We start from the raw sequence: 25,654 nt of genomic DNA, 5'->3' as shown, positions 1-25,654 counted from the left end.
AACTTCCTCAGTCTTGGTGCTTAGCTGTCCACAGTTAATTTTGATGCTATGATGCCAAGCAGATTATTTACCAACTTTAAGGAATGAGTAATGCCTTTACTTGATAGTTTTACCGTTGACCATACACGCATGGACGCACCAGCAGTTCGTGTCGCTAAGCATATGAGTACGCCAAAAGGTGACACCATCACAGTATTTGACTTACGTTTTTGTGCACCTAATAAAGACATTTTAAGTGAACGTGGCATTCATACATTAGAACATTTGTTTGCGGGCTTCATGCGCGATCATTTAAATGGTGACAGTGTTGAGATTATTGATATCTCGCCAATGGGTTGTCGTACTGGCTTTTACATGAGCTTGATTGGTGTTCCGTCTGAGCGCACTGTCGCTGACGCTTGGTTAGCTGCAATGGAAGATGTGCTTAATGTTGTTGAGCAAACTGAGATCCCTGAGCTAAATGAATACCAATGTGGCACCTTTGAAATGCACTCGCTTGAACAAGCGCAAGATATTGCTCGCGCGATAATTGCAGCAGGCGTTAGCGTTAATCGTAATGACGACTTGAAGCTGAGTGATGACATATTAGGTACACTCTAAGCGTCATTTTTTGATATTAATTTAGATTGTATTTTTTACGGTGAAATTGATTTATCAAAAGCGGCTTCTGCCGCTTTGTTTTTAAGTGGTTAATTTTTTATTAAAATACTGTTCTTATTTGTGTGAAGACGTTATTGTTATCAGTTGATAATAGGATGTTATTCATAACAATAAAGCATCGAAAGATACGATGCTGGTGATGTATTTTGGGAGTTAATCATGTCTAAAAGCCAATTCAGCTTGTCTGTAATTGCTTCTGCTGTGCTTTTTGTTTGCCATTCAGGTTCGAGCTTTGCTGCAACATCTGTTACTGCTTCAATGGATGAGTCAAATAATACTGTTGTACTAAACCAGCCGCAGACGGCTCCGTTACATTATCGAGATAGTACGATCCCATTAGCGTTTTCAGGCATGACAGTTTTACCAAATAGTCATGGTCAAGCGACCGAAGTGACCCATCGCGGCGCAATGAATGGGGTTGCTATCACCCAAGACCGTGTAAGCTTTTCTCCTTCTCCATATGCCGCGCCTCACTTAGTGCTTCAGCCCAATTTAGCGTTGCAAAGTAAAATATCGACCTTGAGTTTAAGCGACGTCACTAAAGGTGGTATGGGCGCGTTTGGTCATGTGAATTACACCAGTGCGCAAATTAGTTCGGAAGAGCTCGGCGGCCGAGCGAATATCGAAATCAATGAAAATGGCGATGGCCATGTGGGTGCTATTGCCAGCGGTTTAAATAAAGAATATGGCATGATGCTAGCGGTGGATTATCAAAACACTGCTCAAGAAACTGGCTTCGTCAGTGGCTTTGATGACGAACAAACCCAAACTGACATCATGTTTAAGATTAATGCTGACAGTTTAGTTGGGGCCCGTAATCCACAACAAACTGAGTTCATGTATCAGTATACTAATTCAGATAGTGGTTTCTCAAATATTGGCCTAACGGCACAGGACTGGGCGACAAATCCTGGCACTCGTTATTCTGCAACTCAAAACGATAAACAAGAAGGCCAGCGTCATAAATATCAAGTCAGTCATATCGTTGATTTAAAAGGCGGCACCCAAATGGTGTCAGACTTCTACTATCAATCTTATGATGAGCAAAAGTCTCAACTTAATTCATTGGATGGCACCTTTATTGGTCTTAGTGAATTACAAACCATTGCTGATTTTGATATGAACCCTGTTGGCAGTAATAACCTTGCTTCAATGTTAGAAGATAACCACTATGCTGGCTATGGTCTGCAAACTGAAGGCACTAGCCAATACGGTGAGCATCAAGTGACTTATGGCGCGCTTTATCATTCCGATAAAGCTGAGATGAAATTTGGTCAGCAAGATTGGTTGTGGAGTGACGATAGAAGCCTAGACAGTGTCAACGTTGATAAAGCTGTACTTGCATATGTTGATGACGTCAACGTATTCACTACCACTGCGGATGCAAAATTAAATTACGGCGCCTTGTCATTTAACCTAGGTTTAGCCTTTGAAAATGTCAGCACCACTCGTGAAGTGAGTACTGAAGCTTACGGAATTGAAGCGGCTGATTTTTCTGATGATGGCTGGATCCCATCAATTGAAATTGCCTACACCACAGGGGCTTGGAAAGCTGCAATTGCTGCGAAACAAGCTTGGAGCGCAGCAGCAGCTGGTAATGTTACTCAACAAGCTCAAGAGTCATTGCAGTATCAATTCGGGCTGACTTATCAAACGGACACGCTTAATCTTGGCGTAAACGTTTATATGCAAGATTTTGATAATCAACATATTAGCTGTATGTGGAGTATGGCGTGTGATTATTCGCAGCGCTATGTCCAAGAGAACATTGAGGACGTTAGTGTTAACGGTGTTGATGTATCCGCTGACTATCAGTTTGCATTCGACAGCTTTGCCATTCCAATTTCAATTCAGTATCAATACAGTCAAGCTGAGTTTGGTGAGTCAGGGGCTAATGACTTAATTGGGCTTTATGTGGAAGGCGAGCAATTACCTTGGGTGCCTGAGCAGCAATTAGCGTTAAGTAGTGGCATTATCGTCGGTAAATTTAGTTTAATGGCGCAAGGTCTTTATCAGTCAGAGCTAGGTTATGGGACAGCCTTTAATGGTGGTCAGCAAATAGATGAGCAATGGAAAGTCGATATTGCTGCCAATTATCATATCTCAGAAGTGCATGAAATTTATTTACGTGTAGAAAATGTACTGGATGAAGATTTAGTGAGCCAACAATCTTCCCTAGGGATAAGTTCTCAAGGTGAAATGTTGAGTTACTTAGGCTATCAAGCGCGTTTCTAAAAAAATACAATCTCCTCAAAATTACCTACCTGACTGTTTTAAAAGTGCTTTAGTATGGGCGGTTTAAGCCCATACTAACTGCTACATTTGTTAAAAAAACGATAAACCACTTCTTGTATTAATTCTTTTAAAATTAATGCTATAGTGCTCTTGTTACTGAATTATTGCATCGGATCGCTTGATATCAGTCTTTTCCACACCCTAAATAGGTGTAATTGTTTAAAAATGAACAATCATAAATTTCAATCACCTATTATTTTCGTGGCGATAGCGCACATTTTGGGGTAAAATGCGCGCGACCAGCGTGATTGCGATCGCATTTCCGTGATAAATCTGCGCTAGCTCAACACTGAAGTGTTTGTTAACACTTTGTTTTTTTTGGGTAGGAACGCGGCGCATTGTCTTTCCTTCAAACGTAGTGCTTGTGGATATGATTACAATAAAGAAAGGATTGGAACTACCTCTAGCAGGTGGCCCAGAGCAAGTTATCCATAATGGCCCAGCCATTAAGAATGTCGCCACTTTGGGTGAAGAGTATATTGGCTTACGTCCAACGATGAAAATCAAGGTTGGCGAAAAAGTTAAGAAAGGCCAGGTTATTTTTGAAGATAAAAAAAACCTAGGCGTAAAATATACTGCTTTAGCTAGTGGGACTGTATTAGAAATTAACCGGGGTGCGAAACGTGTACTTCAGTCAGTTGTAATTGAAGTGGAAGGTGACGATAAAGTCAGCTTTACTCAATACAGTGCTGACGCTTTAAACACGTTAGATGCAGCTGTTGTCAAAGAGAACTTGATTGAATCAGGTCTATGGACAGCTTTGCGTACTCGCCCTTTCAGTAAAGTACCTGCAGTCGACTCTGTCGCCGCTGGTATTTTCGTCACCGCAATAGATACCCAACCACTAGCTGCAGATCCTGCAATTGTGATTGCTGAGCATAAAGAAGATTTTGCAAATGGTTTAACCCTGCTTGCTAAATTAACTGAAGGCAAAGTATTCCTTGCTAAAGCACCTGGTGCTGATATTCCTTCTGGGAATGCTCAAGTTGAAGAGTTCGCTGGTATACATCCAGCTGGCTTAGTGGGTACTCATATTCATCACTTACTTCCTGCATCTGCAACACGCACTGTGTGGCATGTTGGCTATCAAGATGTGATTGCAATCGGTCAGCTATTTACTCAAGGCGAACTTAACACTCAACGTGTTATCGCTATTGGTGGCCCAGAAGCTAAGAACCCACGTTTAATTCGTACGGTTCTAGGTGCAAGCACTACTGAAATCACTGCTGGTGAAGTTGAAGGTAATACAGTTCGTGTTATCTCAGGTTCGGTTTTAAGTGGTCGTCAAGCTGCAGGTCCTCACGCTTTCCTTGGTCGTTATCATCAACAAATTAGTTTGTTGCTTGAAGGGACTGAAAAAGAATTATTCGGTTGGGCTATGCCTGGCAGCGATAAGTTCTCTATCACTCGTGCTTTCTTAGGTCATTTAAATCGTACTGGTCTGTTCAATATGACCACCAGTACCGGTGGTTCTGACCGTGCAATGGTACCGATTGGTAACTATGAACGTGTTGTTCCGTTAGACATCTTACCGACAATGTTACTTCGCGATTTAGTTTCTGGTGATTATGACGGTGCTGCTGCACTGGGCGCATTAGAACTAGACGAAGAAGACTTGGCATTATGTACCTTCGTATGTCCAGGCAAGTATGACTACGGTACGTACCTGCGTGATTGTTTAGATACGATCGAGAGGGAAGGCTAATGAGCTTGAAAGATTTTATCGAGCGTATTGAACCGCAATTTGAAAAAGGCGGTAAGTACGAAAAGTGGTATGCCCTTTATGAAGCGGCAGCTACTGTGTTTTATACTCCAGGTAAAGTAAACAAAGGTAGCACTCACGTACGTGATAACCTTGACCTTAAGCGTATGATGATTACGGTTTGGGCGTGTACTTTCCCTGCGATGTTCTTTGGTATGTACAACGTTGGCTTACAAGCTCAAGATGCGCTTATTGCTGGTTTTGCTACTCCTGATGTATGGCAAGTCAGCCTATTTAGCTTATTCGGTACTGAGCTAACAGCTGACTCTGGCATAGCGGCCTTGATGTGGTACGGCGCCTGTTGGTTCTTACCTATCTATGCTGTGACCTTTGCAGTTGGTGGTTTCTGGGAAGTATTATTTGCTTCTGTACGTGGCCATGAAGTTAACGAAGGTTTCTTCGTTACATCGATTCTTTTTGCACTGACATTACCTGCGACAATTCCTTTATGGATGGTTGCACTAGGTATTACCTTTGGTGTCGTTGTTGCTAAAGAAGTCTTCGGTGGTACAGGTCGTAACTTCTTAAACCCTGCACTAGCTGGTCGTGCTTTCCTCTTCTTTGCATACCCACTAAACATGTCTGGTGACACGTCTTGGGTTGTGGCTGACGGTTTCTCTGGTGCAACTGCACTGAGCCAAGCTGCACAAGGCACATTAGAATACGGTATCACTCAAGACTGGTGGGATGCGTTCTTTGGTTTCATTCCAGGTTCTGTCGGTGAAGTATCTACTTTCGCGATTCTTTTAGGCGGCGCGGTTATCGTTTATACCCGTATTGCTTCTTGGCGCATTATTGCTGGTGTCTTACTGGGTATGATTGCAGTTTCAACTCTGCTTAATCTTATCGGTAGTGATACTAATGCAATGTTTGCTACGCCTTGGTATTGGCACCTTGTTTTAGGTGGCTTTGCATTCGGTATGATGTTTATGGCAACTGACCCAGTGTCAGCGTCATTTACAAATAATGCGAAATGGGCTTACGGCTTACTGATTGGTGCTATGGCGGTATTTATCCGTGTTATTAACCCAGCATTCCCAGAAGGCATGATGTTAGCAATTCTATTCGCTAACTTATTCGCACCTTTATTTGACCATTTTGTGGTTCAAGCAAATGTTAAGCGGAGGATTTCACGTGGCCAGTAATAAAGAATCAATCGGCAAAACATTATTTGTGGTAGTGGGTCTGTGCTTTGTTTGCTCAATGTTTGTGTCGACAGCAGCAGTATTATTAAAGCCGACTCAACAGCAAAACAAATTGCTGGATAAGCAAAAGTACATTCTTGAAGCTGCAGGCTTAGTGGATACTAAAGCTGGCAAAGTAGAGAAAGACGTCATCATCGAAACATACAACAAGTATGTTGAAGCGCGCCTAGTTGATTTAAAATCAGGTGACTTCGTAGAAGGTGATGCTGATACTTTTGATGTCGAAAAAGCAGCACGTACTCCAGCAACATCTTTCAAGCCTGAAAACGATATTGCATCAGTGAAGCGCGTAGCAAATCAAGGTGTTGTTTATCTTGTTAAAGATGATAGCAATGAACTGCAAACCGTTATTATTCCTGTTAAAGGATACGGTTTATGGTCAACCATGTTTGCATTCTTAGCCGTTGAACCTGATATGAATACTATTCGTAGCTTAGTGTATTACGACTTCACAGGTTCTGGTGAAACTCCAGGTCTTGGTGGTGAAGTTCAAAATCCACAATGGGTTGCTAAGTGGCAAGGTAAGAAACTTTATGATGACAATGGCGAGTTAGCTATTCAAGTCACTAAGATCCCAACTGTTGCTTCTTCAGTTCATGGCGTAGATGCTTTATCTGGCGCGACACTAACAAGTAATGGTGTTCAGCATTCACTAACGTTCTGGTTAGGTGAAGAAGGTTTTGCACGCTTTATCGAAAAAGCACGCAATGGAGGACTGAGCTAATGGCTGATGCTAAAGAGCTTAAACAGGTTCTAACTGGACCTATCATTAACAACAACCCAATTGCTCTGCAAATTTTGGGTGTATGTAGTGCGCTAGCTGTAACCGCTAAAATGGAAACAGCCATCGTAATGACATTAGCATTGACTGCGGTTACGGCATTTTCGAACTTATTTATTTCGATTTTACGTAATCACATTCCAAGTAGTGTTCGTATTATTGTGCAAATGACCATTATTGCTTCATTAGTAATCGTGGTAGACCAAGTACTGCAAGCATACGCCTATGACGTCGCTAAGCAGTTATCAGTATTTGTTGGTTTGATTATTACTAACTGTATTGTAATGGGTCGTGCAGAAGCCTATGCGATGAAAACTCCTCCTTTAATGAGCTTCATGGACGGTATCGGTAACGGCTTAGGCTACGGTGCAATCCTATTATCAGTTGGCTTCTTCCGTGAGCTATTTGGTAACGGTTCATTATTTGGCGTTGAAATCCTAAGCAAAGTCTCTGACGGTGGTTGGTACCAGCCAAATGGTTTGTTACTTCTTCCTCCTAGTGCGTTCTTCTTGATCGGTATGTTGATCTGGATTATCCGTACTTATAAGCCAGAGCAAGTAGAAGCAAAAGGGTAAGCGCAATGGAACATTATATTAGTCTGTTAATTCGTTCGATATTCATTGAGAACATGGCATTAGCCTTCTTCTTGGGTATGTGTACTTTCTTAGCTGTGTCTAAGAAAGTCACCACAGCGATGGGCCTTGGTGTAGCAGTAATTGTGGTTCTTGCCATTGCTGTACCAGTTAACCAAATCATCTACCAAGGATTATTAGCACCAGGCGCGCTTGCTTGGGCTGGTGTTCCTGATGCAGATTTGAGCTTCTTGAAGTTCATTACCTTCATCGGTGTTATCGCTGCTTTAGTGCAAATTTTGGAAATGGCGTTAGATAAGTATTTCCCACCTTTGTATAACGCGTTAGGTATTTTCTTACCATTGATCACCGTAAACTGTGCGATTTTTGGTGCAGTTTCATTCATGGTTGAGCGTGATTACAACCTTGGCGAGAGTTTAGTATTCGGTATTGGCTCTGGTATTGGTTGGGCTTTAGCAATCGTATTGCTAGCTGGTCTTCGCGAGAAAATGAAGTATTCTGATGTTCCAAAAGGCTTACGTGGTTTAGGTATTACCTTCATCACTTCTGGCTTGATGGCGCTAGGTTTCATGTCGTTCTCAGGTGTATCTCTTTAAGAGAGACCTTACGACGTATTAATTTGAACCTTAAAGGATAAAGTTAATGGATATTCTTAACGCTACTCCAATAGATGTTTATCTAGGTGTGAGTATGTTTACCGCCATCGTACTGATTTTAGTTTTAGTGATTTTATTCGCTAAATCTAAGTTAGTCGCTAGCGGTGATATCACTATCTCAATCAATGATGATAGCGATAAAGCAATTAAAACAGGTGCGGGTAATAAACTATTAGGTGCGTTAGCAGATAATGGTATTTTCGTATCAAGTGCCTGTGGTGGCGGTGGCTCATGTGGTCAGTGTCGCGTTAACATTAAGTCTGGTGGTGGTGATATTCTACCTACCGAACTTGATCATATTAGCAAAGGTGAAGCTCGTCAGGGTTGTCGTTTAGCCTGTCAGGTTAACGTTAAAACTGATATGGACATTGAACTTGATGAAGAAATTTTCGGCATCAAGAAATGGGAATGTGAAGTTATCTCAAACGATAACAAAGCAACGTTCATTAAAGAACTTAAGCTGCAAATTCCTGGTGATGAATCTGTACCTTTCCGCGCCGGTGGTTACATTCAGATTGAAGCACCAGCTCACCATGTTAAATATGCAGATTTTGATGTACCTGCAGAATACCGTGGCGACTGGGAGCACTTTGGCTTCTTCAACTTAGAATCAAAAGTTGATGAAGAAACAATTCGTGCATATTCAATGGCAAACTATCCAGAAGAATTTGGTATCATTATGTTGAACGTGCGTATTGCTACGCCACCGCCACGTAATTTGACCTTACCTTGTGGTAAAATGTCATCGTACATCTGGAGCCTAAAAGAAGGTGACAAAGTCACTATCTCTGGTCCATTTGGTGAGTTCTTCGCTAAAGAAACTGATGCTGAAATGGTATTCGTTGGTGGTGGTGCTGGTATGGCGCCGATGCGTTCGCACATCTTCGATCAACTTAAGCGTCTTAACTCTAAGCGTAAGATGAGTTTCTGGTATGGTGCTCGTTCTAAGCGTGAAATGTTCTATGTTGAAGATTTTGACGGTTTAGCATCAACCAATGAAAACTTTGAGTGGCATGTTGCATTATCTGATCCGCAAGAAGAAGATAACTGGGATGGCTACACTGGTTTCATTCATAACGTATTGTACGAAAACTACTTACGTGACCATGATGCACCAGAAGATTGTGAGTTCTACATGTGTGGACCTCCGATGATGAATGCTGCCGTAATCGGTATGCTTAAAGACTTAGGTGTTGAAGATGAAAACATCTTACTCGATGACTTTGGTGGCTAATGCGTTAATCCTTAAAGATTAGCAATTACCCAAAAGACATTGAACGTCATAAATTGCAGCTCGCTGACACGGAGGTCACTCTAGTTAGTAAGCTGCAATTTTTTATTTTAGATATTACTAATTTGAAGTTTGAAATGATAAAGATTGCTATAAAATCGATTGCTGTATCCCTTGTTTTATTATTCCTAACAGCTTGTGGAACTGAAGATAAAATTGTGTCACTTGCTGGAAAAACGATGGGCACTACTTACCATATTAAAGTGGTACGTAATGACCGTTTACCAACGACACAATTACTGCAAGCAGAAATCGATATTGCGCTTGAGTTGGTGAATGATCAAATGTCGACTTATAGGCCGAGATCTGAATTATCAAAATTTAATCAGCTTGGAATTAATCAAAGTATTACCGTTTCAGAAGATACGATAGAAGTCTTCAAAGAAGGGTTACGACTCTATGATGTTACTGATGGCGCACTTGATATTACCCTAGGTCCATTAGTCAATTTATGGGGGTTTGGGCCAGATAAACGCCCAACTGAAATACCAAGCGCAGAAACCATTGAAAGAGTGAAAGCCAAAGCCGATATTAATGGTTTTACTATTAATGGGTTAAAACTGACTAAAACTAACCCTGATTTATATGTCGATTTATCATCATTAGCCAAAGGCTATGGTGTCGATAAAATAGCGAACTTATTAGATAAGTACCAAGTAGAAGGTTACTTAGTCGAAATCGGTGGTGAAATCAGCGTTAAAGGCGTTAAAGATGATGGTGCGCCTTGGCGTATCGCTGTTGAAAAACCTTCAACAGAAGGGGCGTCGATTCAACAAGTTGTTGAACCAGGAAACATGGCGCTGGCAACATCGGGTGACTATCGAATTTATTACGAAGAAAATGGCGAACGCTTTTCGCATTTAATTGATCCTCGCACCGGGTACCCAATTAAGCATAAGCTTGCTTCTGTTACTGTCTTACACCCTAGCAGTATGACTGCTGATGCATATGCGACTGCTATGATGGTATTAGGTACTGAAGCTTCATTAGCTTTGGCACACGATCAGCACTTACCAGTGATGCTGATTGAAAAAGATGGCGAAGATTACGATGTGTTTTACAGTGAAGCATTTGCACCATACATTCAATAAATGCGACATGATTGAGACGATGAATTTCATTAAGCGATATTTCCAGATTAGAAGAAAAAGTTGGAGAACATTATGAGTACCTTTATTGCAGCGTTCGTTGTGTTGTTATTATTTTTTCTATTGATGTCTGTTGGCTATATCATCAAGAGAAAAGCAGTTGAAGGCAGCTGTGGTGGTTTAGGTGTATTAGGTATTGAAAAAGCCTGTGATTGTGATGACCCATGTGATAAACGTAAACGCCGTATGGCTGAGTCTGAGCGAGAAGCTAAGCTAAATCAAAATCGCATCATTTAATCACTTTTAGCCATGTTATTGGCATGGTGAACTAGCGAAAAAATCTATAAGGACTTTCTTTAACAAGAGGGTGTCAAAATGAAGTCCAGATGAGCATTTGCTTATCTGGATTTTTTGTTTCAGCAAATAACTATGCAGTGAGATACAAAATTTACAAAACTATTTTGAGGTGTTTTTAATTAACAATTTCACTGATTTTTGTGATTTAAAGCATGTTTGATTATTGACGTTTTTCCATAGAGGCGTGATTCTATTGAAAATAGTTAGCAATGCGAATTTATGAACCTAGTTAATAACCTAAGTTATAATGATAATGATTATCAATAAATAAGTTTATGATTTTAAAGGGTATTTGTGTTTCGTAAGCGTATGTACTATTCTGTTGGAAATTGATCCAGATCAATCTTGCATTTAAAGGACAAAATCATGAAAGGCCATCCAAAAGTAATTAGTCAGCTAAACCGTGTGCTGACTTGTGAGTTAACTGCAATTAACCAATATTTCTTACATGCGCGCATGTTTAAGCATTGGGGTTTAGAAAACCTTAATGAAAAAGAATACAAAAAGTCGATTCAAGACATGAAACATGCTGACAAGTTAATTGAGCGTGTATTGTTTTTGGAAGGCCTGCCTAACCTTCAACAGTTAGACAAATTGCGTATTGGTGAGCACTGTGAAGAAATGCTTGATTGTGATGAGCAAGCGCTAACTGAACAGTTAGTGGTATTGCGTGAAACTATCAAACTGTGTGAAGCAGAGCGCGATTATGTCAGCCGCGACTTATTAGAAGATTTACTCGAAGATGAAGAAGAGCACCTAGATTGGATTGAGTCTCAAAAAGAGTTAATCAATCAAACAGGTATTCAAAACTACCTTCAATCACAAATTAAAGATTAATAGGAAATTAACATGAAAGGTAATCCAGAAGTTATTGCAGCGCTTAACGCACTATTAACCGGTGAATTGTCGGCTATGGACCAGTATTTTGTACATGCTCACATGTATGAAGATTGGGGATTTGACGAACTATACACGCGTATTCTTCATGAGTCTGACGATGAAAAAGCCCACGCAGCTAAACTTGTCCAACGTATTTTGTTCCTTGAAGGAACGCCTGATGTTGCTAGCCGTGAAGCATTAAACATCGGTAAAGATGTTGAAGAAATGATGAAGAATGACTTGAACTACGAATATGCAGTTGCAGATCATCTTCGTGAAGTGATTGCACTTTGTGAAGCCAAAGAAGACTTCCAAACTCGCGAAATCTTAGAAGTACTACTTGATGATACCGAATCAGACCACATGTACTGGTTAGAAAAACAAATTCGCTTAATTGACCGTGTAGGCTTACAAAACTACCTACAAACTAAAATGTAATTTGTTTTACACATTTTAATGCCAAAGCCCAACTGTTTATAACAGCTTGGGTTTTTTTATTTTTAGTCATTTTGCTTTCTCAGCGTTCAGCCTATTGATTGGCTTTAATAAATAGACAACAGCTTAAAAGGCTGTTGCTCATGTTTAAACTTTTCTCAAAGATCAGAGCAAACGTTAGTACTGTTTTTATATACAGTGTTTGTGTACATGGTTTTCTGTTTTAGTTATTATTTAAAAATAAGCTCCTAACTTAAACTGCAACAGATGTTAGTGATGCCTTTTGTAATCATGTTGTCTGGACTGAACAACTCACTCACCTTTGAAGTTGATTAACAATGACCTCTACTATGCGAAAAATCATTCATATTGATATGGATTGTTATTTTGCCGCAGTTGAAATGCGGGATTTTCCTGAACTGCGTGGCAAGCCTTTGGCCGTGGGTGGGAGAAGCGATCGCAGAGGTGTCATCAGTACCTGTAATTATGAAGCGCGTGAATTTGGAGTGCGCTCTGCCATGTCGAGTTATCATGCACTTAAGTTGTGTCCAAATCTTACTTTAGTGCCCGGTCGGATGGATGTATACAAGTCTGTCTCTGTGCAAATTCGTGAAATTTTTCATCGCTATACTGACTTAGTTGAACCACTGTCTTTAGATGAGGCTTATCTTGATGTCACCGACTGTGAAGCATGTAAGGGCAGTGCAACATTAATTGCAGAGGCGATTCGTAAAGAGATATTTGAACTGACAGGCTTAACTGCATCGGCGGGAGTCGCTTCGATAAAGTTCTTAGCTAAGATAGCGTCTGATTTAAATAAACCTAACGGCCAGTATGTTATCCCGCCTGATGCCATCGCAGATTTTGTAAAGCCTCTGACATTAAACAAAATTCCAGGTGTAGGCAAAGTGACCTCGGCTAAGTTAGCTGCTTTAGGACTGAATACATGTGCCGATGTGCAGCAGTACCCAAATGATAAGTTAATTACAGCATTTGGTAAGTTTGGCCGTGTTTTAATAGAGCGTTCACAAGGTATTGATAATCGATTGATTAGTCCAAATAGAATTCGTAAATCAGTGGGTGTTGAAACCACACTTGCACAAGACATTTTCACCCTCGAGCAATGTAATAATGTCATGCCACAACTTATTCAAGAATTGATTGCTAGGGTGCACCGAAGTGCTAAAGACAGACAGATCCATAAACAAGTGGTGAAGCTTAAGTTTAATGATTTTAAACAAACTACAATTGAGCATCGCAGTGATGAGATTTCGGTTAACCTATTTCAAGAACTGCTGACACAAGCATTAGAGCGAGCTAATGGCAGGGGGATTCGTTTGGTAGGTGTTTCTGTAGGGCTTGCTGATATTGTGGCTCAAAATGATGAGCAGTCACGCAGTAGTGAGCAATTAGACTTAAACTTTTAAGGTGAAGATTACTGATAGTTTACTGATAAAAAAGGCTGCCCATTGGCAGCCTTTTATTTGAGTGCTAATTGGTAACTAGCCTTTTGCTGGGATACGTTCAAGTACAGCTAATAGTAGCTCCCAGTATTGACCAACAGTGGTGATGTTAACCATTTCATCAGGGCTGTGTGGGTAACGAATAGTTGGACCAATAGAAACCATGTCCATTGTTGGATATGGCTCTTTAAACAATCCACACTCAAGACCTGCGTGAATAACCATGATAGTTGGGTCTTTCTTATAAATATCATTATAAGTATCACGAACAATAGCCATGACAGGTGAGTTATTGTCAGGTTTCCAACCAGGGTAGGCGCCCGATAATTCGATACTTGCACCTGAAAGGTTAGCAAGTGCGGTCAGTTGGGTTTCAATCTCAACCCGTCCTGAGTCGATTAACGAACGAATTAGACATAAGACTTCAACTGATTCATTTTCAGTGCTGATAACACCAACATTTAACGATGTTTCAGTTACGCCTTCAACTTCATCACTCATGCGCATTACGCCATTAGGGCATGCGTGGAGCAAATCAACTAAGGTGTTTTGCGCATCTTCACTCATGACTTTTTCTGGCGCATCTACTGCTGCAAGTGTGAGCAGCATATCTGGATCGGCAATCGATAATTCTGCGCGTACAATTGCTTGGAACTCACTTATCGCTTGCTCAAGCTTTGCTTGGTTGTCACTTGGTAACATAAAGCTAATGCTGGCTTCACGCGGAATGGCATTACGTAGTGAACCGCCAGTGAAATTAACCAGCTCTAGAGCAAGGTCGTCAGCGTAGCTAAATAAGAAGCGGGCAAGTAACTTATTGGCATTACCGCGACCTAAATGGATGTTCACGCCAGAGTGACCACCTTTAAGCCCTGATAAGGTCAAGCTAAAGCTTGCATTGGTTTGCTCAGGTGCTTGCCAAGACATCGGCACGCTCAACTGAGCGTCAACACCGCCAGCACAACCCATGTAGATTTCGCCTTCTTGTTCTGAATCGGTATTAATCAAAATATCCGCATCCAACATGCCAGCTTCAAGACCGAAAGCTCCAGTCATACCGGCTTCTTCATCAATGGTCAGTAGCACTTCTAATGGGCCATGTTTGATATCATCTGCACCAAGCACAGCTAAGGCTGATGCCATACCAATACCATTATCAGAGCCTAAGGTTGTGCCATTGGCTTTAACCCATTCGCCATCAACGTATGCTTCAATGGGATCTTTCTCAAAATCATGTTCTTTGTCAGCGTTTTTTTGCGGCACCATATCAATGTGCGCTTGAAGTACCACAACCTTACGATCTTCCATGCCTGGAAAAGCAGGCTTTTTAATGATCAGGTTACCCACTTTGTCTTCGACAATACTTAAGTTTTTTGACTTAGCCCATTGTTGAATATGTTCACTTAAAGCTTGTTCGAATTTCGAAGGATGCGGAATTGAACAAATCTGTTCAAACCATTGCCATAGAGGCTGAGGATATAATTGATTGATCGCTGTCACGAAGACTCCCTTATTTGTTTTTGAGGTGGGAATAGATGGTCAACAGTCTAGCATATCAGGCAAGTTTGACTGTGATCTGTGGCCATTTGATTGTTTGCTCTTTATCAAATATATGTAAATAAATATTAACCCTCATAGGGTTTTAAATTTATATACTTTGATGATGGTTAGTCGCTATTATTTATTGTTCAAATGCAGACTGTTCATACCTTAATAAAAAATACTAAAAAGGAAGGCTCATGTTTCAAGTGGATCTAGTAGACGTTCAAAATGATGAAGCAATTTTTGAAGGACATGGCTGGGATGCCGTGATTGTTGTAGCTTCTGATTTAGACAATGTAGCGCAGAATGAAATTAAGCTACTCGCCAATCATGCTAAACAAATTGACCAACGCATTGGACGCAGTGCGACATTATTATTAGCCCCAGGACTAGCTGGCGGTCGTTTAATTGTATCGCCAGTGATCAATGCTGAAAACGAATATAGTGATGTGACCGTATTTGCTAAAGCCGCTCGAGAAGGTATCGCTATAGCCAAAGCCGCTGGTGCAGTTAAACCTTTACTTGTAGTCAGTGAGCATAGTGATGCTCGTTATCAATATGCCAAACAAGTCTCTGCATTAGCTTGTGGCCAAGAACTTTGGCAATCACTTGAGTATCGTGAAGCTGAGCAAACGAAACCCGCAATGGTTAATATTGGTTTATTGGTGACTGAATCTTGTAGTGAGCTACTCAATGCAGTCGAAAGCGGTAAAGTACTTGCGCGTGACTTATGTGGGACTGAGCCTGAAAGAATGGCTGCACCAGCATTTGCTGATTATTGCGTTGATGCTTTTGAAGGCAGCGGTTTGAGTGTCTCTGTTATTGAAGAGCAAGAAGAGCTTGAGCGTGACTATCCTCTATTGTGCGCAGTGGGACGGGCATCATTTTGTGTTCCAAGGCATCAACCTCGAGTCGTTAAAATTGAATATGCATCAGAAGGTGAAATTGAAAAAACCTTCTTATTTGCAGGAAAAGGTGTGATCTACGATACAGGCGGTGCAGATATTAAGGTTGCTGGCGGTATGGCAGGCATGAGCCGAGATAAAGGCGGTGCAGCCGCTGTTGCTGGACTAATGAAAACCTTATCTATTTTAAAGCCTAAAGGTATCCGCGTTATTGCTGAGCTTGGTTTGGTTAGAAACAGTATTGGTAGTGATGCATTCGTACCTGATGAAATTATTAATAGTCATGCAGGTGTTCGCGTCAGAATTGGTAACACTGATGCTGAAGGGCGTTTAGTGTTAGCGGACTTATTATCGCATTTAAGATTAAAGGCGATATCAGCTGTGAATCCGCAACTGTTTTCTGTTGCTACATTAACAGGTCATGTAGTGCGCTGTTATGGCGGTTATACAGCAGTAGTTGAAAATGCGGTGTCAAAGCAGATGGGGATTGGTGAAGGCATTGCGGCAATTGCAGATCAATGGGGGGAGTCGGTTGAGCTTTCTCGCCTGCGTCATGATGACTTTGCTAAAGTAAACAATATATCTGGACTAGGTGAGTTATTGTCATCGAATAACGGACCATCAGCTATTACTGCCCGAGGACATCAATATCCTGCTGCATTTTTGATTAATGCATCGGGTTTAGCTGAGCATGGCACTCAATCGCAAACACCTCTCCCTTTTGCGCATATTGATATTGCAGGTAGTGCCACAGAAGGTCATCCTTTATACGGTAAACCTACCGCATCACCATTGGTAACTTTATTACAAAATGCAATAATCTAATTTGTAGTAGCTTAAAGTTTAACCTAGCACCATATATAGTGGCTTTGTTGCGTAAGTAACAAAGCCGCTTGTATTTTTATAGTCATACAAATGTAATTTAGTTTCTTTTTTGGCTGTTTTAAAATTATTTTTAAATAATACTTGTAATAAAATTACATTTTGGTATTATTAATCTCGTTGAAGAGCACGGTGCTTTTCAATTCTAGTTCATCCAGGAAGGATAAAGTCTCCAAGGAATCGAGTAAGTAAGTTGTCTCAATGGATTGAGAAAAGTAAGTTCCAAGGAACCGAGCCCAGCAAGACTAGGTTTTAAACAACTTTATTTGGAGTATTTACTATGTCTTATACAGGCAATCAATATATTTATTGGCAAAACACTTGGTTAAGTTCTGATGCTTTATCTGGTGGTTTATATGCCATGACCTTCAAGGGCTAACCCATCCTTGATTGTAGTTTTACCCGTATCAACCCTTTTTTCTGTCGCCTCACGGCGATCTTAGACAACAGTAAGCTAGTTCTCTATTGCTAGTTTATTATGAAGTTTTATCACTTTATTGTGATTCAGTTTTCCCATCCCCATACCGGAAAACTTGTTAACTTGTCAGCCTACTCATTGAGTAGGCTTTTTTTTGCCTCTCTATCACGAACTCAAGCGAATCAAACGATTAAATTGTCTTGCTAGCGAATATGAGTGTTTATATTGTGAATATGGCTATACGCCATATAAATACCTATAATCCTCGTCATAAAAATGTCATCTTTTTCATTCTTCTGCACTTTTGAAGAGGCTAAATAAGATTGACCCACATTCGTTCAATTCCCTTTTTCAAGGATTTAAGTTTCATGTTAGAGAAACTGTTCAAACTCAAAGAAAACCAGTCAAATTTAAAACAAGAAGTGATTGCGGGTATTACGACTTTTTTAACCATGGCATATATCATTTTTGTGAATCCGATGATGCTAGCGGATGCAGGCATGGATCAAGGTGCAGTATTTGTTGCGACTTGTTTAGCTGCGGCGGTGGGTTGTTTAGTCATGGGGTTTGTGGCTAATTATCCAATTGCATTAGCACCAGGTATGGGATTAAACGCATTCTTTACCTATACCGTTGTTGGTGAAATGGGTTATAGCTGGGAAACCGCACTGGGTGCGGTATTCATGTCTGGTATTTGTTTTTTAATCTTATCTTTAGTCAAAATTAGAGAATGGATCGTCAATAGTATTCCAATGAGTTTACGTTTGGGAATTGCTGCGGGTATTGGTTTATTTCTTGCTTTTATCGGCTTAAAAGCTGCGGGTATTGTTGTTGCTAGCCCTGCAACACTGGTTACCATGGGCGATATTACTTCGTTCCCAGCAGTAATGGCTGCATTAGGTTTCTTCTTAATTATTGCTATGGTGCAACGTGGTCTTAAAGCTGCTGTTATTTTAAGTATCTTTATAGTGACTGCATTAGGACTGATGTTTGGTGATGTCGCATACACTGGTGTGGTGTCGATGCCGCCTTCTATAGCGCCGACGTTTATGAAAATGGACTTATCGAGCGTATTAGAAATCAGCATGATTTCAGTGATATTTGCCTTTTTGTTTGTTGATTTATTTGATACCTCAGGCACATTGGTTGCTGTGGCTCAACGTGGTGGATTCCTTGATGAGCAAGGTCGCTTACCAAGAGTGAAGCGCGCGTTAAGTGCGGACAGTTTGGCAACAATTGCAGGGGCAAGTTTAGGTACTTCTACAACAACCAGTTATATCGAAAGTACAGCAGGTGTTAGTGCCGGTGGCCGAACGGGTTTAACGGCAGTGGTTGTGGGGATTTTATTTCTGCTAGCGCTATTTTTCGCCCCGCTTGCGGGAATGGTGCCAGCTTACGCAACCAGTGGCGCGCTGTTTTATGTGGCAATTTTAATGATGTCTGGGTTAGTCAATGTTGAATGGGAAGATTTAACAGAAGCGGCACCGGTAGTGATTGTGTGTTTACTGATGCCATTAACCTTTTCAATTGCCAATGCAATTGGTTTTGGTTTTATTTCTTATGCCGTGATTAAACTGCTTACTGGGCGCTTTAAAGATCTTAACCTTGGTATTGTATTTATTGCTGCATTATTTTTAGTCAAATTCATATACGGTTAATGATGCAACTTGTTTGTTTTTGGTTAAAGTTTAGTGTTTTGAATGCAGTGATATATTGTGACTTTATTTATAAGGCCCATTTTTAAAGGTTTTGTTAATTAAAAGATGTAAGCTAAAATAAAGTGAGTTATTAAATATTTGTTAAGGGTTATGCATTGCATAGCCCTTTTTTGTGCAGAATCATAAATTAAGTCATGAATTTCATTTAACATTACCAAGGATAGCTATTATTCTTTGGTCTAATTAGGTATAAAAATCTTCCATTAAAATGTTTGTTTGGAAAGGTACCAAATGTCTTACCAGCGGGTAGTAATAAAATTAGGCACCAGCGTGCTCACATCAGGTAGTAATAAACTTGATAAAGCACATATGGTTGAACTAGCAAGACAAATGTCTTTGTTAGTGCGTTCAGGTTTTGAAGTTGTTCTTTGTACTTCTGGTGCAATTGCAGCTGGTCGTGAGCACCTGCAGTACCCCGAACTCCCCGATGACATGCCCCACAAACAACTACTCGCCGCAGTGGGTCAAAGTCAGTTAATTCTTGCTTGGAGTGAAGTCTTTAGTATTTATGGTTTGCATGTAGGGCAGTTGCTATTAACTGGTGCTGACTTGCATGATCTTGAGCGCTACATGAATGCAGGCGATACGATTAATGTCCTGTTGCAAAACAACATTATTCCAATCATTAATGAAAATGATGCAGTCGCCACTAATGAGATTAAAGTGGGCGATAATGATAATTTATCTGCCAGAGCCGCATTGCTATGTGAAGCTGATTTATTAGTGCTACTGACGGATCAAAAAGGCTTATTCGATGCAGACCCGAGATCGAACCCTAATGCCAAATTAATCTCTAACGTTGCCACCATTGATGATAATTTACGTCAGTTAGCTGGCGGCGCGGTATCTGGGCTAGGTACTGGCGGGATGGCGACAAAATTAGAAGCTGCTGACATTGCTAAAAGAGCGGGTGTTGAAGTGGTTATTGCTTCAGGTCATCACCCAGATGTCATTACAAAAATTGCCAATAAAGAAGCTATAGGCACCCATTTTAGCGCGATCAAAAATCCATTAAGTTACCGCAAACAGTGGATTTTAGTCGGACCTGCGACAGAAGGGCGATTTGTACTAGATGACGGCGCATGTCATGCGGTTGTTGAAACTGGAAGCAGTTTATTATCAAAAGGCATAGTAAGCGTTGAAGGCGAATTCGAACGTGGTGCCATTGTGTTATTAACCGATCAATCAGGCAATGTCATAGCAAAGGGCTTAACCCGCTATTGCTCACGTGCCATGGTGATCATTGCCGGTAAGCACTCAAACGAAATTGAAGAATTAATTGGTTATGACTATGGCGCTTCTATAATCCACCGTAACGATATGGTGTTATTAGATTGCGAACAATTTAAGGGAAGCAAACATGCCTCATAAAGAATATTTACAAACATTAGGCAAGCAGGCAAAGGCAGCAAGCTTTGCCTTGGCTAATTTATCTAGTCAAAAAAATCTGAATTATTACATTGTATTAGTGAGCAGCTATCGCTTAACAGTGACTCTATCCTTGCTGCTAATGCCAAAGATGTCGCTGCAGCTAAAGACAATGGCTTAACCGATGCCATGATTGATCGCTTGTTACTGGATAATGAAAGGTTAAACGGCATTATTGCTGATATCGACAATGTGATTAACCTTGCCGATCCCGTAGGGAGTGAATCTGCGAGTCAGTTATTAGACAACGGTTTGCGATTAACTCAACGTCGTGTGCCACTCGGTGTCGTTGGGGTGATTTATGAAGCGCGCCCTAATGTGACTGTTGATATTGCGGTTCTTGCATTAAAAACCGGTAACGCGGTTATTTTGCGTGGTGGTAAAGAAACACTGACTTCTAATCAAGTATTAAGTGACGTGATCCGCAAAGCATTAACGCTACAAGGTTTACCTGAAAATGCAGTACAACTAATTAATTCAACGGATAGAGAATTAGTCACAGGTTTGCTGACCTTAGATCAATATGTAGATATGATTATTCCTCGTGGCGGTCAAACATTACAGCGTTTATGTGCCGAGAAAGCCAGTATTCCTGTAATTTTAGGTGGCATTGGGATTTGTCATTTGTACCTTGATAAAATGGCAGATCTTAGCCGCAGTGCTGAAGTGATTATTAATGCTAAAGTGCAGCGTCCTACCGTATGTAATGCGCTTGATACTTTATTGGTTCACGAAGCTGTAGCCGCTGAGTTCTTACCGAAGTTATTTGCACAAATGTCGGCACTTGGCGTTAGCTTTTATACTTGTGATAAAACCAAAGCTTTGGTTGATACTGAAGCTTTTGAAATTTATTCAGCTACTGATGAAAGCTATTCGACTGAATGGTTGTCATTAACATTAGGTGTGAAAGTGGTTTCTGATATTGATATCGCCATTGAGCATATTCGTAAGCATTCTAGTGGTCACTCTGAAGCTATTTTGTCTGACGATATTAATGCAACGTGTCACTTTATGAATCAAGTGGATTCAGCTGCCGTTTATGTTAACGCCAGTACTCGTTTCACCGATGGCTCTCAGTTTGGTTTAGGGGCAGAGGTTGCTGTAAGTACCCAAAAACTACACGCTCGCGGGCCAATGGCACTGGATGCATTAACTACCTATAAGTGGTTGGCTACTGGCGATTATACTGCTCGCAGTTAATGTGCCGAGTTAGCTATTTAGCTCGCAAAGCCCATCATGCAAAGCTGTCACAATAAAAAGCACTTCGGTGCTTTTTTTGTTTTTACGGTTTAAGGAGTTGAAATAGTAGTAAAGATTTTGCCTATGTTTAGATACTTAACGACGAACTAACAACCAACTATTGGGTATAAATAAGGTGGCTCGGCATGGCTGGAATTGTTAAGCGTAAGTAGGTGGCGTAGCACCAAACTCCAAAACTGCTTAATGTCATGATGATCGCGGCAATACGAGTAGCTTGGACATACTCTTTCATGAATGGAAAGTATTTAGACTGAATGCGGTTATTAAAATAGACAGCAGGAAAAATAAAAACGCAGATATACATAGCTGGGTATTGAGTTGAGCTATCACCATAAAAATACTCAAATACCATGATGCATACCGTTATTAATAAACTGGTAATACGGATCCTTGTTTCGACAGTGTCACTAAAATTCCACCGCGGCATTCCCATTGCCAGTATCTCCACTATTTGCATGTAACATATTAATAACAACTAATAAGCTAGCTGACAACCAGCTTGTTAAGGTTAGTACTAAATATAGCCAGATATTAGGGCCTGTTGATCTTTGCTGGTTACGTTTTGTTCGAAATAAAAGCGTTTTAATTGAGGCGGATGGATTGATGCCTAGTCATCTAAGCAAAATTCATCCAACAAAGAGTAAAACGCTTTTAGTCGAACCCTTTGGGCAGCGTTTGTTGGCCATTTTTACTGCGTTATCGACTTTTTATGTAGAATAACTACACCACAAAGTCTCTACCTTGTATAAATGGCCAACAATTCGCTGCAAAAACAACCTTGAAAGATCAACAGGCCCTAATAAGACTAGTTACTAAATAGCGTTAAGTACAAACATCGTGTAATTACCAATTAGCTGCTGATTTTATTGCTTAATTTTAGGCATAAACTTATGCATAAGCTTATGTAATAGAATAGGCATAGGTTTATTAATTAGTTTAGGTAGCGCTTTTTGCAATATTAAACCCGTTAAAATGAAACATAAGCCAATGTATGTACTTACGGTGATTTGCTCTTTTAATATCACTGAGATTAAACCAACAGATAGTACCGGCGTTAAGAATACCAGTGTGGTGATATTCGAAGTTTTATTGGTGGTTTTTAGTGCCATTAACCATAGTACGAAAGTTAAGCCCATTTCAAAAAGACCTACATACATACCAGCTGCCAGTGCTGACCAGCTTATTGCTTCAATGGGTTGATGCAGCATCATTGCAGCTGTAACAAACGGCAAGCCAATGAGAAAACTCAGTAATAGACTGACAATTGCATCGCCATCATCTTTAGTATTAATCACCCAATATAAACACCAGATCACCGTACTGCTTAATACAAACGCGATGCCTGTTGGGCTATCAAAGTTAAAACTGGTGAGATTACCGCCGCTAGCAATAACGTAAACGCCGCTATAAGCAATAATGGCCGCCATTACATCGACTTTAGTCAGTTTATGACCCAGTAAAGGCACCGCTAAAATTGGCAGTAATATTGCCCAAGTATAATTAAGTGACAATGCTTGCTGAGCGGGCAGCAAGTCATAGGCTTCAAATAATACGTAATAGTATAAAAACGGATTTAATAGACCTGTGAATAAATAAAAAAGCGGTCGTTTGATAAATTGTTTAGCGATTAAACCAAAATGACCTTGGGCTATTACGATCATACTTAACGCAAAAATAGAGGTAATGACTGCCACAAAAACCAGTTGCAGTGGAGTGAAATAACCTAGTGCAATTTTAAATGCAGTGGCGACAGTCGACCACAGTAATACAGCCAAAAGGCCATAAATGTAAGCAAGAGTAGTGTTCGACAATGTCTTTCCTATTTGAAAATAATACGCAGGCGAGATAATTGTCAGGATTGTATGCAATATGCAAAATGAACGCACTATTTAATTGCTATTTGCTTAAGATATTTTTAATAAATTTACGATCTAGCCCTTGTAATTCTGATCGCTGTCCCAATATATGCAGTAAGGCTGATATGAGAGGCTAAAAATTAGGACTTGAAATTTCAAACCCTGACCCCATATCAACAACCATAAGCAAATTTAGAAACACTAAAATTTTATATTTCGGAGATCCTCATGGGCAAAATTATTGGTATTGACTTAGGCACAACGAACTCTTGTGTTGCTGTCCTTGATGGCGACAAAGCTCGCGTAATTGAGAACGCTGAAGGCGAACGTACTACATCATCTATCATCGCATACACTGAAGATGAAACATTGGTGGGTTCACCAGCTAAACGTCAAGCTGTTACCAACCCAACTAACACTTTCTTCGCGATTAAGCGTTTAATCGGTCGTCGTTTTAAAGATGACGAAGTTCAACGTGATGTTGACATCATGCCTTTCAAAATCATTGGTACTGACAATGGTGATGCATGGGTTGAAGCACACGGTAAGAAAATGGCTCCACCACAAGTATCTGCTGAAATCTTGAAAAAGATGAAAAAGACTGCAGAAGACTTTTTAGGTGAAGAAGTAACTGAAGCAGTTATTACTGTTCCTGCTTACTTTAACGATTCACAACGTCAAGCAACTAAAGATGCTGGTCGTATTGCTGGTCTTGATGTTAAACGTATCATCAACGAACCAACTGCTGCTGCATTAGCTTACGGTATCGATAAGAAGCAAGGCGACAATGTTGTTGCTGTATACGATTTAGGTGGTGGTACTTTCGATATCTCTATCATTGAAATCGATAGCAACGATGGCGACCAAACTTTCGAAGTACTTGCGACTAACGGCGACACTCACTTAGGTGGTGAAGATTTCGATAACCGTCTAATCAACTATTTAGCTGATGAGTTCAAAAAAGAGCAAGGTTTAGACCTACGTAACGACCCGCTAGCAATGCAACGTGTTAAAGAAGCTGCAGAAAAAGCGAAAATTGAACTTTCAAGCACAACTCAAACTGAAGTTAACCTGCCTTACATCACTGCTGATGCAACAGGTCCTAAGCATTTAGTGGTTAAAATCACTCGTGCTAAGTTAGAGTCTTTAGTTGATGACTTAATCCAACGTTCTTTAGAGCCACTTAAAGTTGCTCTAGCTGATGCTGACTTATCAGTTTCTGATATCAACGAGGTGATTCTTGTTGGTGGTCAAACTCGCATGCCTAAAGTACAGGCTGCAGTAACTGATTTCTTCGGTAAAGAACCACGTAAAGACGTTAACCCTGATGAAGCTGTTGCAGTAGGCGCGGCAATTCAAGCTGGCGTACTTTCTGGTGACGTTAAAGATGTATTGTTACTTGACGTAACACCGCTTTCTTTCGGTATCGAAACTATGGGTAGCGTGATGACTCGTCTAATCGAGAAAAACACCACTATCCCTACTAAAGCACAGCAAGTTTTCTCAACTGCTGACGACAACCAAAGTGCTGTGACTATTCACGTACTTCAAGGTGAGCGTAAGCAAGCGAGCTACAACAAGTCTTTAGGTCAGTTTAACCTTGAAGGTATTGAGCCTGCTCCACGTGGCCAACCTCAAATTGAAGTTGCATTTGATATCGATGCCGATGGTATCTTAAACGTATCAGCAACTGATAAGAAAACAGGTAAAGCGCAAAACATCACTATTAAAGCTAACTCTGGTCTAAGCGACGAAGAAGTAGAGCAAATGGTACGTGATGCTGAAGCTCACGCTGACGAAGATGCTAAATTCGAAGAGCTAGTTCAAGCTCGTAACCAAGCTGATGGCATGGTTCACGCGACTAAGAAGCAAATCGAAGAAGCTGGCGAAGCATTACCTGCTGAAGAAAAAGAGAAAATTGAAGCTGCAATGGCTGAAGTTGATACTGCTACTCAAGGTAACGACAAAGAAGCCATTGATAAAGCAACTCAAGCATTAATGGAAGCGTCAGCTAAATTAATGGAAATTGCTCAAGCGAATGCACAAGCGCAACAAGGTGAAGCTCCAGCACAAGATGCTCAAGAAGCTAAGCCTGAAGATGACGTTGTTGATGCTGAGTTTGAAGAAGTAAAAGACGACAAAAAGTAAGCTAATTAGTTAGTTAACTTTCAGGCGGGCGT

At 40.6% G+C, this 25,654-nt stretch carries 20 protein-coding genes and 1 pseudogene; 18 read left to right on the top strand and 3 right to left on the bottom strand.

The features are described 5' to 3' along the window. Positions 1 to 90 precede the first annotated feature (90 nt). The 13 genes from luxS to dinB all read left to right on the top strand — a co-directional run bounded on the left by luxS (position 91) and on the right by dinB (position 13,429). Positions 91 to 600, top strand: coding sequence for an S-ribosylhomocysteine lyase (gene luxS / locus AC0L4E_RS14425; protein WP_473679745.1), 510 nt, complete (start codon positions 91 to 93; stop codon positions 598 to 600). A gap of 219 nt (positions 601 to 819) precedes the next feature. Beyond that, positions 820 to 2,895, top strand: a complete 2,076-nt coding sequence (locus tag AC0L4E_RS14420; protein ID WP_473679744.1) for a TonB-dependent receptor domain-containing protein — start codon at positions 820 to 822, stop codon at positions 2,893 to 2,895. 430 nt (positions 2,896 to 3,325) lie between these two features. Continuing rightward, positions 3,326 to 4,660 (top strand): Na(+)-translocating NADH-quinone reductase subunit A, encoded by a 1,335-nt coding sequence (locus AC0L4E_RS14415; protein WP_473679743.1) that lies wholly within the window; start codon positions 3,326 to 3,328, stop codon positions 4,658 to 4,660. After that, the gene (locus tag AC0L4E_RS14410; RefSeq protein WP_473679742.1) at positions 4,660 to 5,862 is read left to right on the top strand and encodes an NADH:ubiquinone reductase (Na(+)-transporting) subunit B; all 1,203 of its coding nucleotides are present in this window, start codon (positions 4,660 to 4,662) and stop codon (positions 5,860 to 5,862) included. The genes AC0L4E_RS14415 and AC0L4E_RS14410 overlap by 1 nt, the downstream gene beginning before the upstream one ends. Continuing rightward, the gene (locus AC0L4E_RS14405; protein WP_473679741.1) at positions 5,852 to 6,646 is read left to right on the top strand and encodes a Na(+)-translocating NADH-quinone reductase subunit C; all 795 of its coding nucleotides are present in this window, start codon (positions 5,852 to 5,854) and stop codon (positions 6,644 to 6,646) included. The genes AC0L4E_RS14410 and AC0L4E_RS14405 overlap by 11 nt, the downstream gene beginning before the upstream one ends. Continuing rightward, the gene (locus tag AC0L4E_RS14400) at positions 6,646 to 7,278 is read left to right on the top strand and encodes an NADH:ubiquinone reductase (Na(+)-transporting) subunit D (RefSeq protein WP_055023682.1); all 633 of its coding nucleotides are present in this window, start codon (positions 6,646 to 6,648) and stop codon (positions 7,276 to 7,278) included. Before AC0L4E_RS14405 ends, AC0L4E_RS14400 begins: the two co-directional genes overlap by 1 nt. Positions 7,279 to 7,283: 5 nt before the next feature. Next, positions 7,284 to 7,892, top strand: coding sequence for an NADH:ubiquinone reductase (Na(+)-transporting) subunit E (gene nqrE, locus AC0L4E_RS14395; protein ID WP_153916808.1), 609 nt, complete (start codon positions 7,284 to 7,286; stop codon positions 7,890 to 7,892). A 46-nt stretch (positions 7,893 to 7,938) separates the two neighbouring features. After that, positions 7,939 to 9,186 carry an NADH:ubiquinone reductase (Na(+)-transporting) subunit F gene (nqrF, locus tag AC0L4E_RS14390; RefSeq protein ID WP_220751764.1) on the top strand — a complete coding sequence of 416 codons (1,248 nt, stop codon included), beginning with the start codon at positions 7,939 to 7,941 and terminating at the stop codon, positions 9,184 to 9,186. 134 nt (positions 9,187 to 9,320) lie between these two features. Beyond that, positions 9,321 to 10,334 (top strand): FAD:protein FMN transferase, encoded by a 1,014-nt coding sequence (locus tag AC0L4E_RS14385; RefSeq protein ID WP_473679740.1) that lies wholly within the window; start codon positions 9,321 to 9,323, stop codon positions 10,332 to 10,334. Between the two features lie 72 nt (positions 10,335 to 10,406). Next, complete coding sequence (gene nqrM, locus AC0L4E_RS14380; protein ID WP_055023787.1) at positions 10,407 to 10,628, top strand: (Na+)-NQR maturation NqrM; 222 nt, start codon at positions 10,407 to 10,409, stop codon at positions 10,626 to 10,628. A 426-nt stretch (positions 10,629 to 11,054) separates the two neighbouring features. Beyond that, the gene (gene bfr, locus AC0L4E_RS14375) at positions 11,055 to 11,525 is read left to right on the top strand and encodes a bacterioferritin (protein ID WP_220751761.1); all 471 of its coding nucleotides are present in this window, start codon (positions 11,055 to 11,057) and stop codon (positions 11,523 to 11,525) included. Between the two features lie 12 nt (positions 11,526 to 11,537). Beyond that, entirely contained in the window at positions 11,538 to 12,005 is a 468-nt protein-coding gene (gene bfr, locus AC0L4E_RS14370) for a bacterioferritin (RefSeq protein ID WP_473679739.1), read from the top strand. 347 nt (positions 12,006 to 12,352) lie between these two features. Further along, positions 12,353 to 13,429, top strand: coding sequence for a DNA polymerase IV (dinB, locus tag AC0L4E_RS14365; protein WP_473679738.1), 1,077 nt, complete (start codon positions 12,353 to 12,355; stop codon positions 13,427 to 13,429). Positions 13,430 to 13,504: 75 nt separating this feature from the next. Here the strand turns inward: dinB and AC0L4E_RS14360 are convergent, their stop codons facing one another. Continuing rightward, on the bottom strand, positions 13,505 to 14,965 hold the full coding sequence (locus AC0L4E_RS14360) for an aminoacyl-histidine dipeptidase (protein WP_473679737.1): 1,461 nt from the start codon (positions 14,963 to 14,965) through the stop codon (positions 13,505 to 13,507). A 239-nt stretch (positions 14,966 to 15,204) separates the two neighbouring features. Here AC0L4E_RS14360 and AC0L4E_RS14355 point away from each other — a divergent pair, with 239 nt between their 5' ends. The 4 genes and pseudogenes from AC0L4E_RS14355 to AC0L4E_RS14340 all read left to right on the top strand — a co-directional run bounded on the left by AC0L4E_RS14355 (position 15,205) and on the right by AC0L4E_RS14340 (position 21,558). Then, complete coding sequence (locus tag AC0L4E_RS14355; protein ID WP_473679736.1) at positions 15,205 to 16,737, top strand: M17 family metallopeptidase; 1,533 nt, start codon at positions 15,205 to 15,207, stop codon at positions 16,735 to 16,737. An 843-nt stretch (positions 16,738 to 17,580) separates the two neighbouring features. Next, on the top strand, positions 17,581 to 18,870 hold the full coding sequence (locus AC0L4E_RS14350) for an NCS2 family permease (protein ID WP_473679735.1): 1,290 nt from the start codon (positions 17,581 to 17,583) through the stop codon (positions 18,868 to 18,870). Between the two features lie 291 nt (positions 18,871 to 19,161). Beyond that, positions 19,162 to 20,301 carry a glutamate 5-kinase gene (gene proB, locus AC0L4E_RS14345; RefSeq protein ID WP_473679734.1) on the top strand — a complete coding sequence of 380 codons (1,140 nt, stop codon included), beginning with the start codon at positions 19,162 to 19,164 and terminating at the stop codon, positions 20,299 to 20,301. After that, a pseudogene (locus AC0L4E_RS14340) lies at positions 20,291 to 21,558 on the top strand (glutamate-5-semialdehyde dehydrogenase). Before proB ends, AC0L4E_RS14340 begins: the two are co-directional and overlap by 11 nt. 157 nt (positions 21,559 to 21,715) lie before the next feature. Here AC0L4E_RS14340 and AC0L4E_RS14335 read toward each other — a convergent pair. Both AC0L4E_RS14335 and AC0L4E_RS14330 read right to left on the bottom strand, forming a co-directional pair. Then, complete coding sequence (locus AC0L4E_RS14335) at positions 21,716 to 22,045, bottom strand: hypothetical protein (RefSeq protein ID WP_473679733.1); 330 nt, start codon at positions 22,043 to 22,045, stop codon at positions 21,716 to 21,718. Between the two features lie 436 nt (positions 22,046 to 22,481). After that, positions 22,482 to 23,429 carry a DMT family transporter gene (locus AC0L4E_RS14330; protein ID WP_473679732.1) on the bottom strand — a complete coding sequence of 316 codons (948 nt, stop codon included), beginning with the start codon at positions 23,427 to 23,429 and terminating at the stop codon, positions 22,482 to 22,484. Positions 23,430 to 23,702: 273 nt separating this feature from the next. Between AC0L4E_RS14330 and dnaK the strand changes: the two genes are divergently transcribed. Continuing rightward, entirely contained in the window at positions 23,703 to 25,622 is a 1,920-nt protein-coding gene (gene dnaK / locus AC0L4E_RS14325; protein ID WP_473679731.1) for a molecular chaperone DnaK, read from the top strand. The last annotated feature ends 32 nt before the right edge of the window (positions 25,623 to 25,654 follow it).

Source organism: Shewanella sp. GJ50-10 (assembly GCF_055808815.1).
Note: the sequence above shows the minus strand (reverse complement) of the source record. Positions and strands in the feature narration are given on the sequence as shown.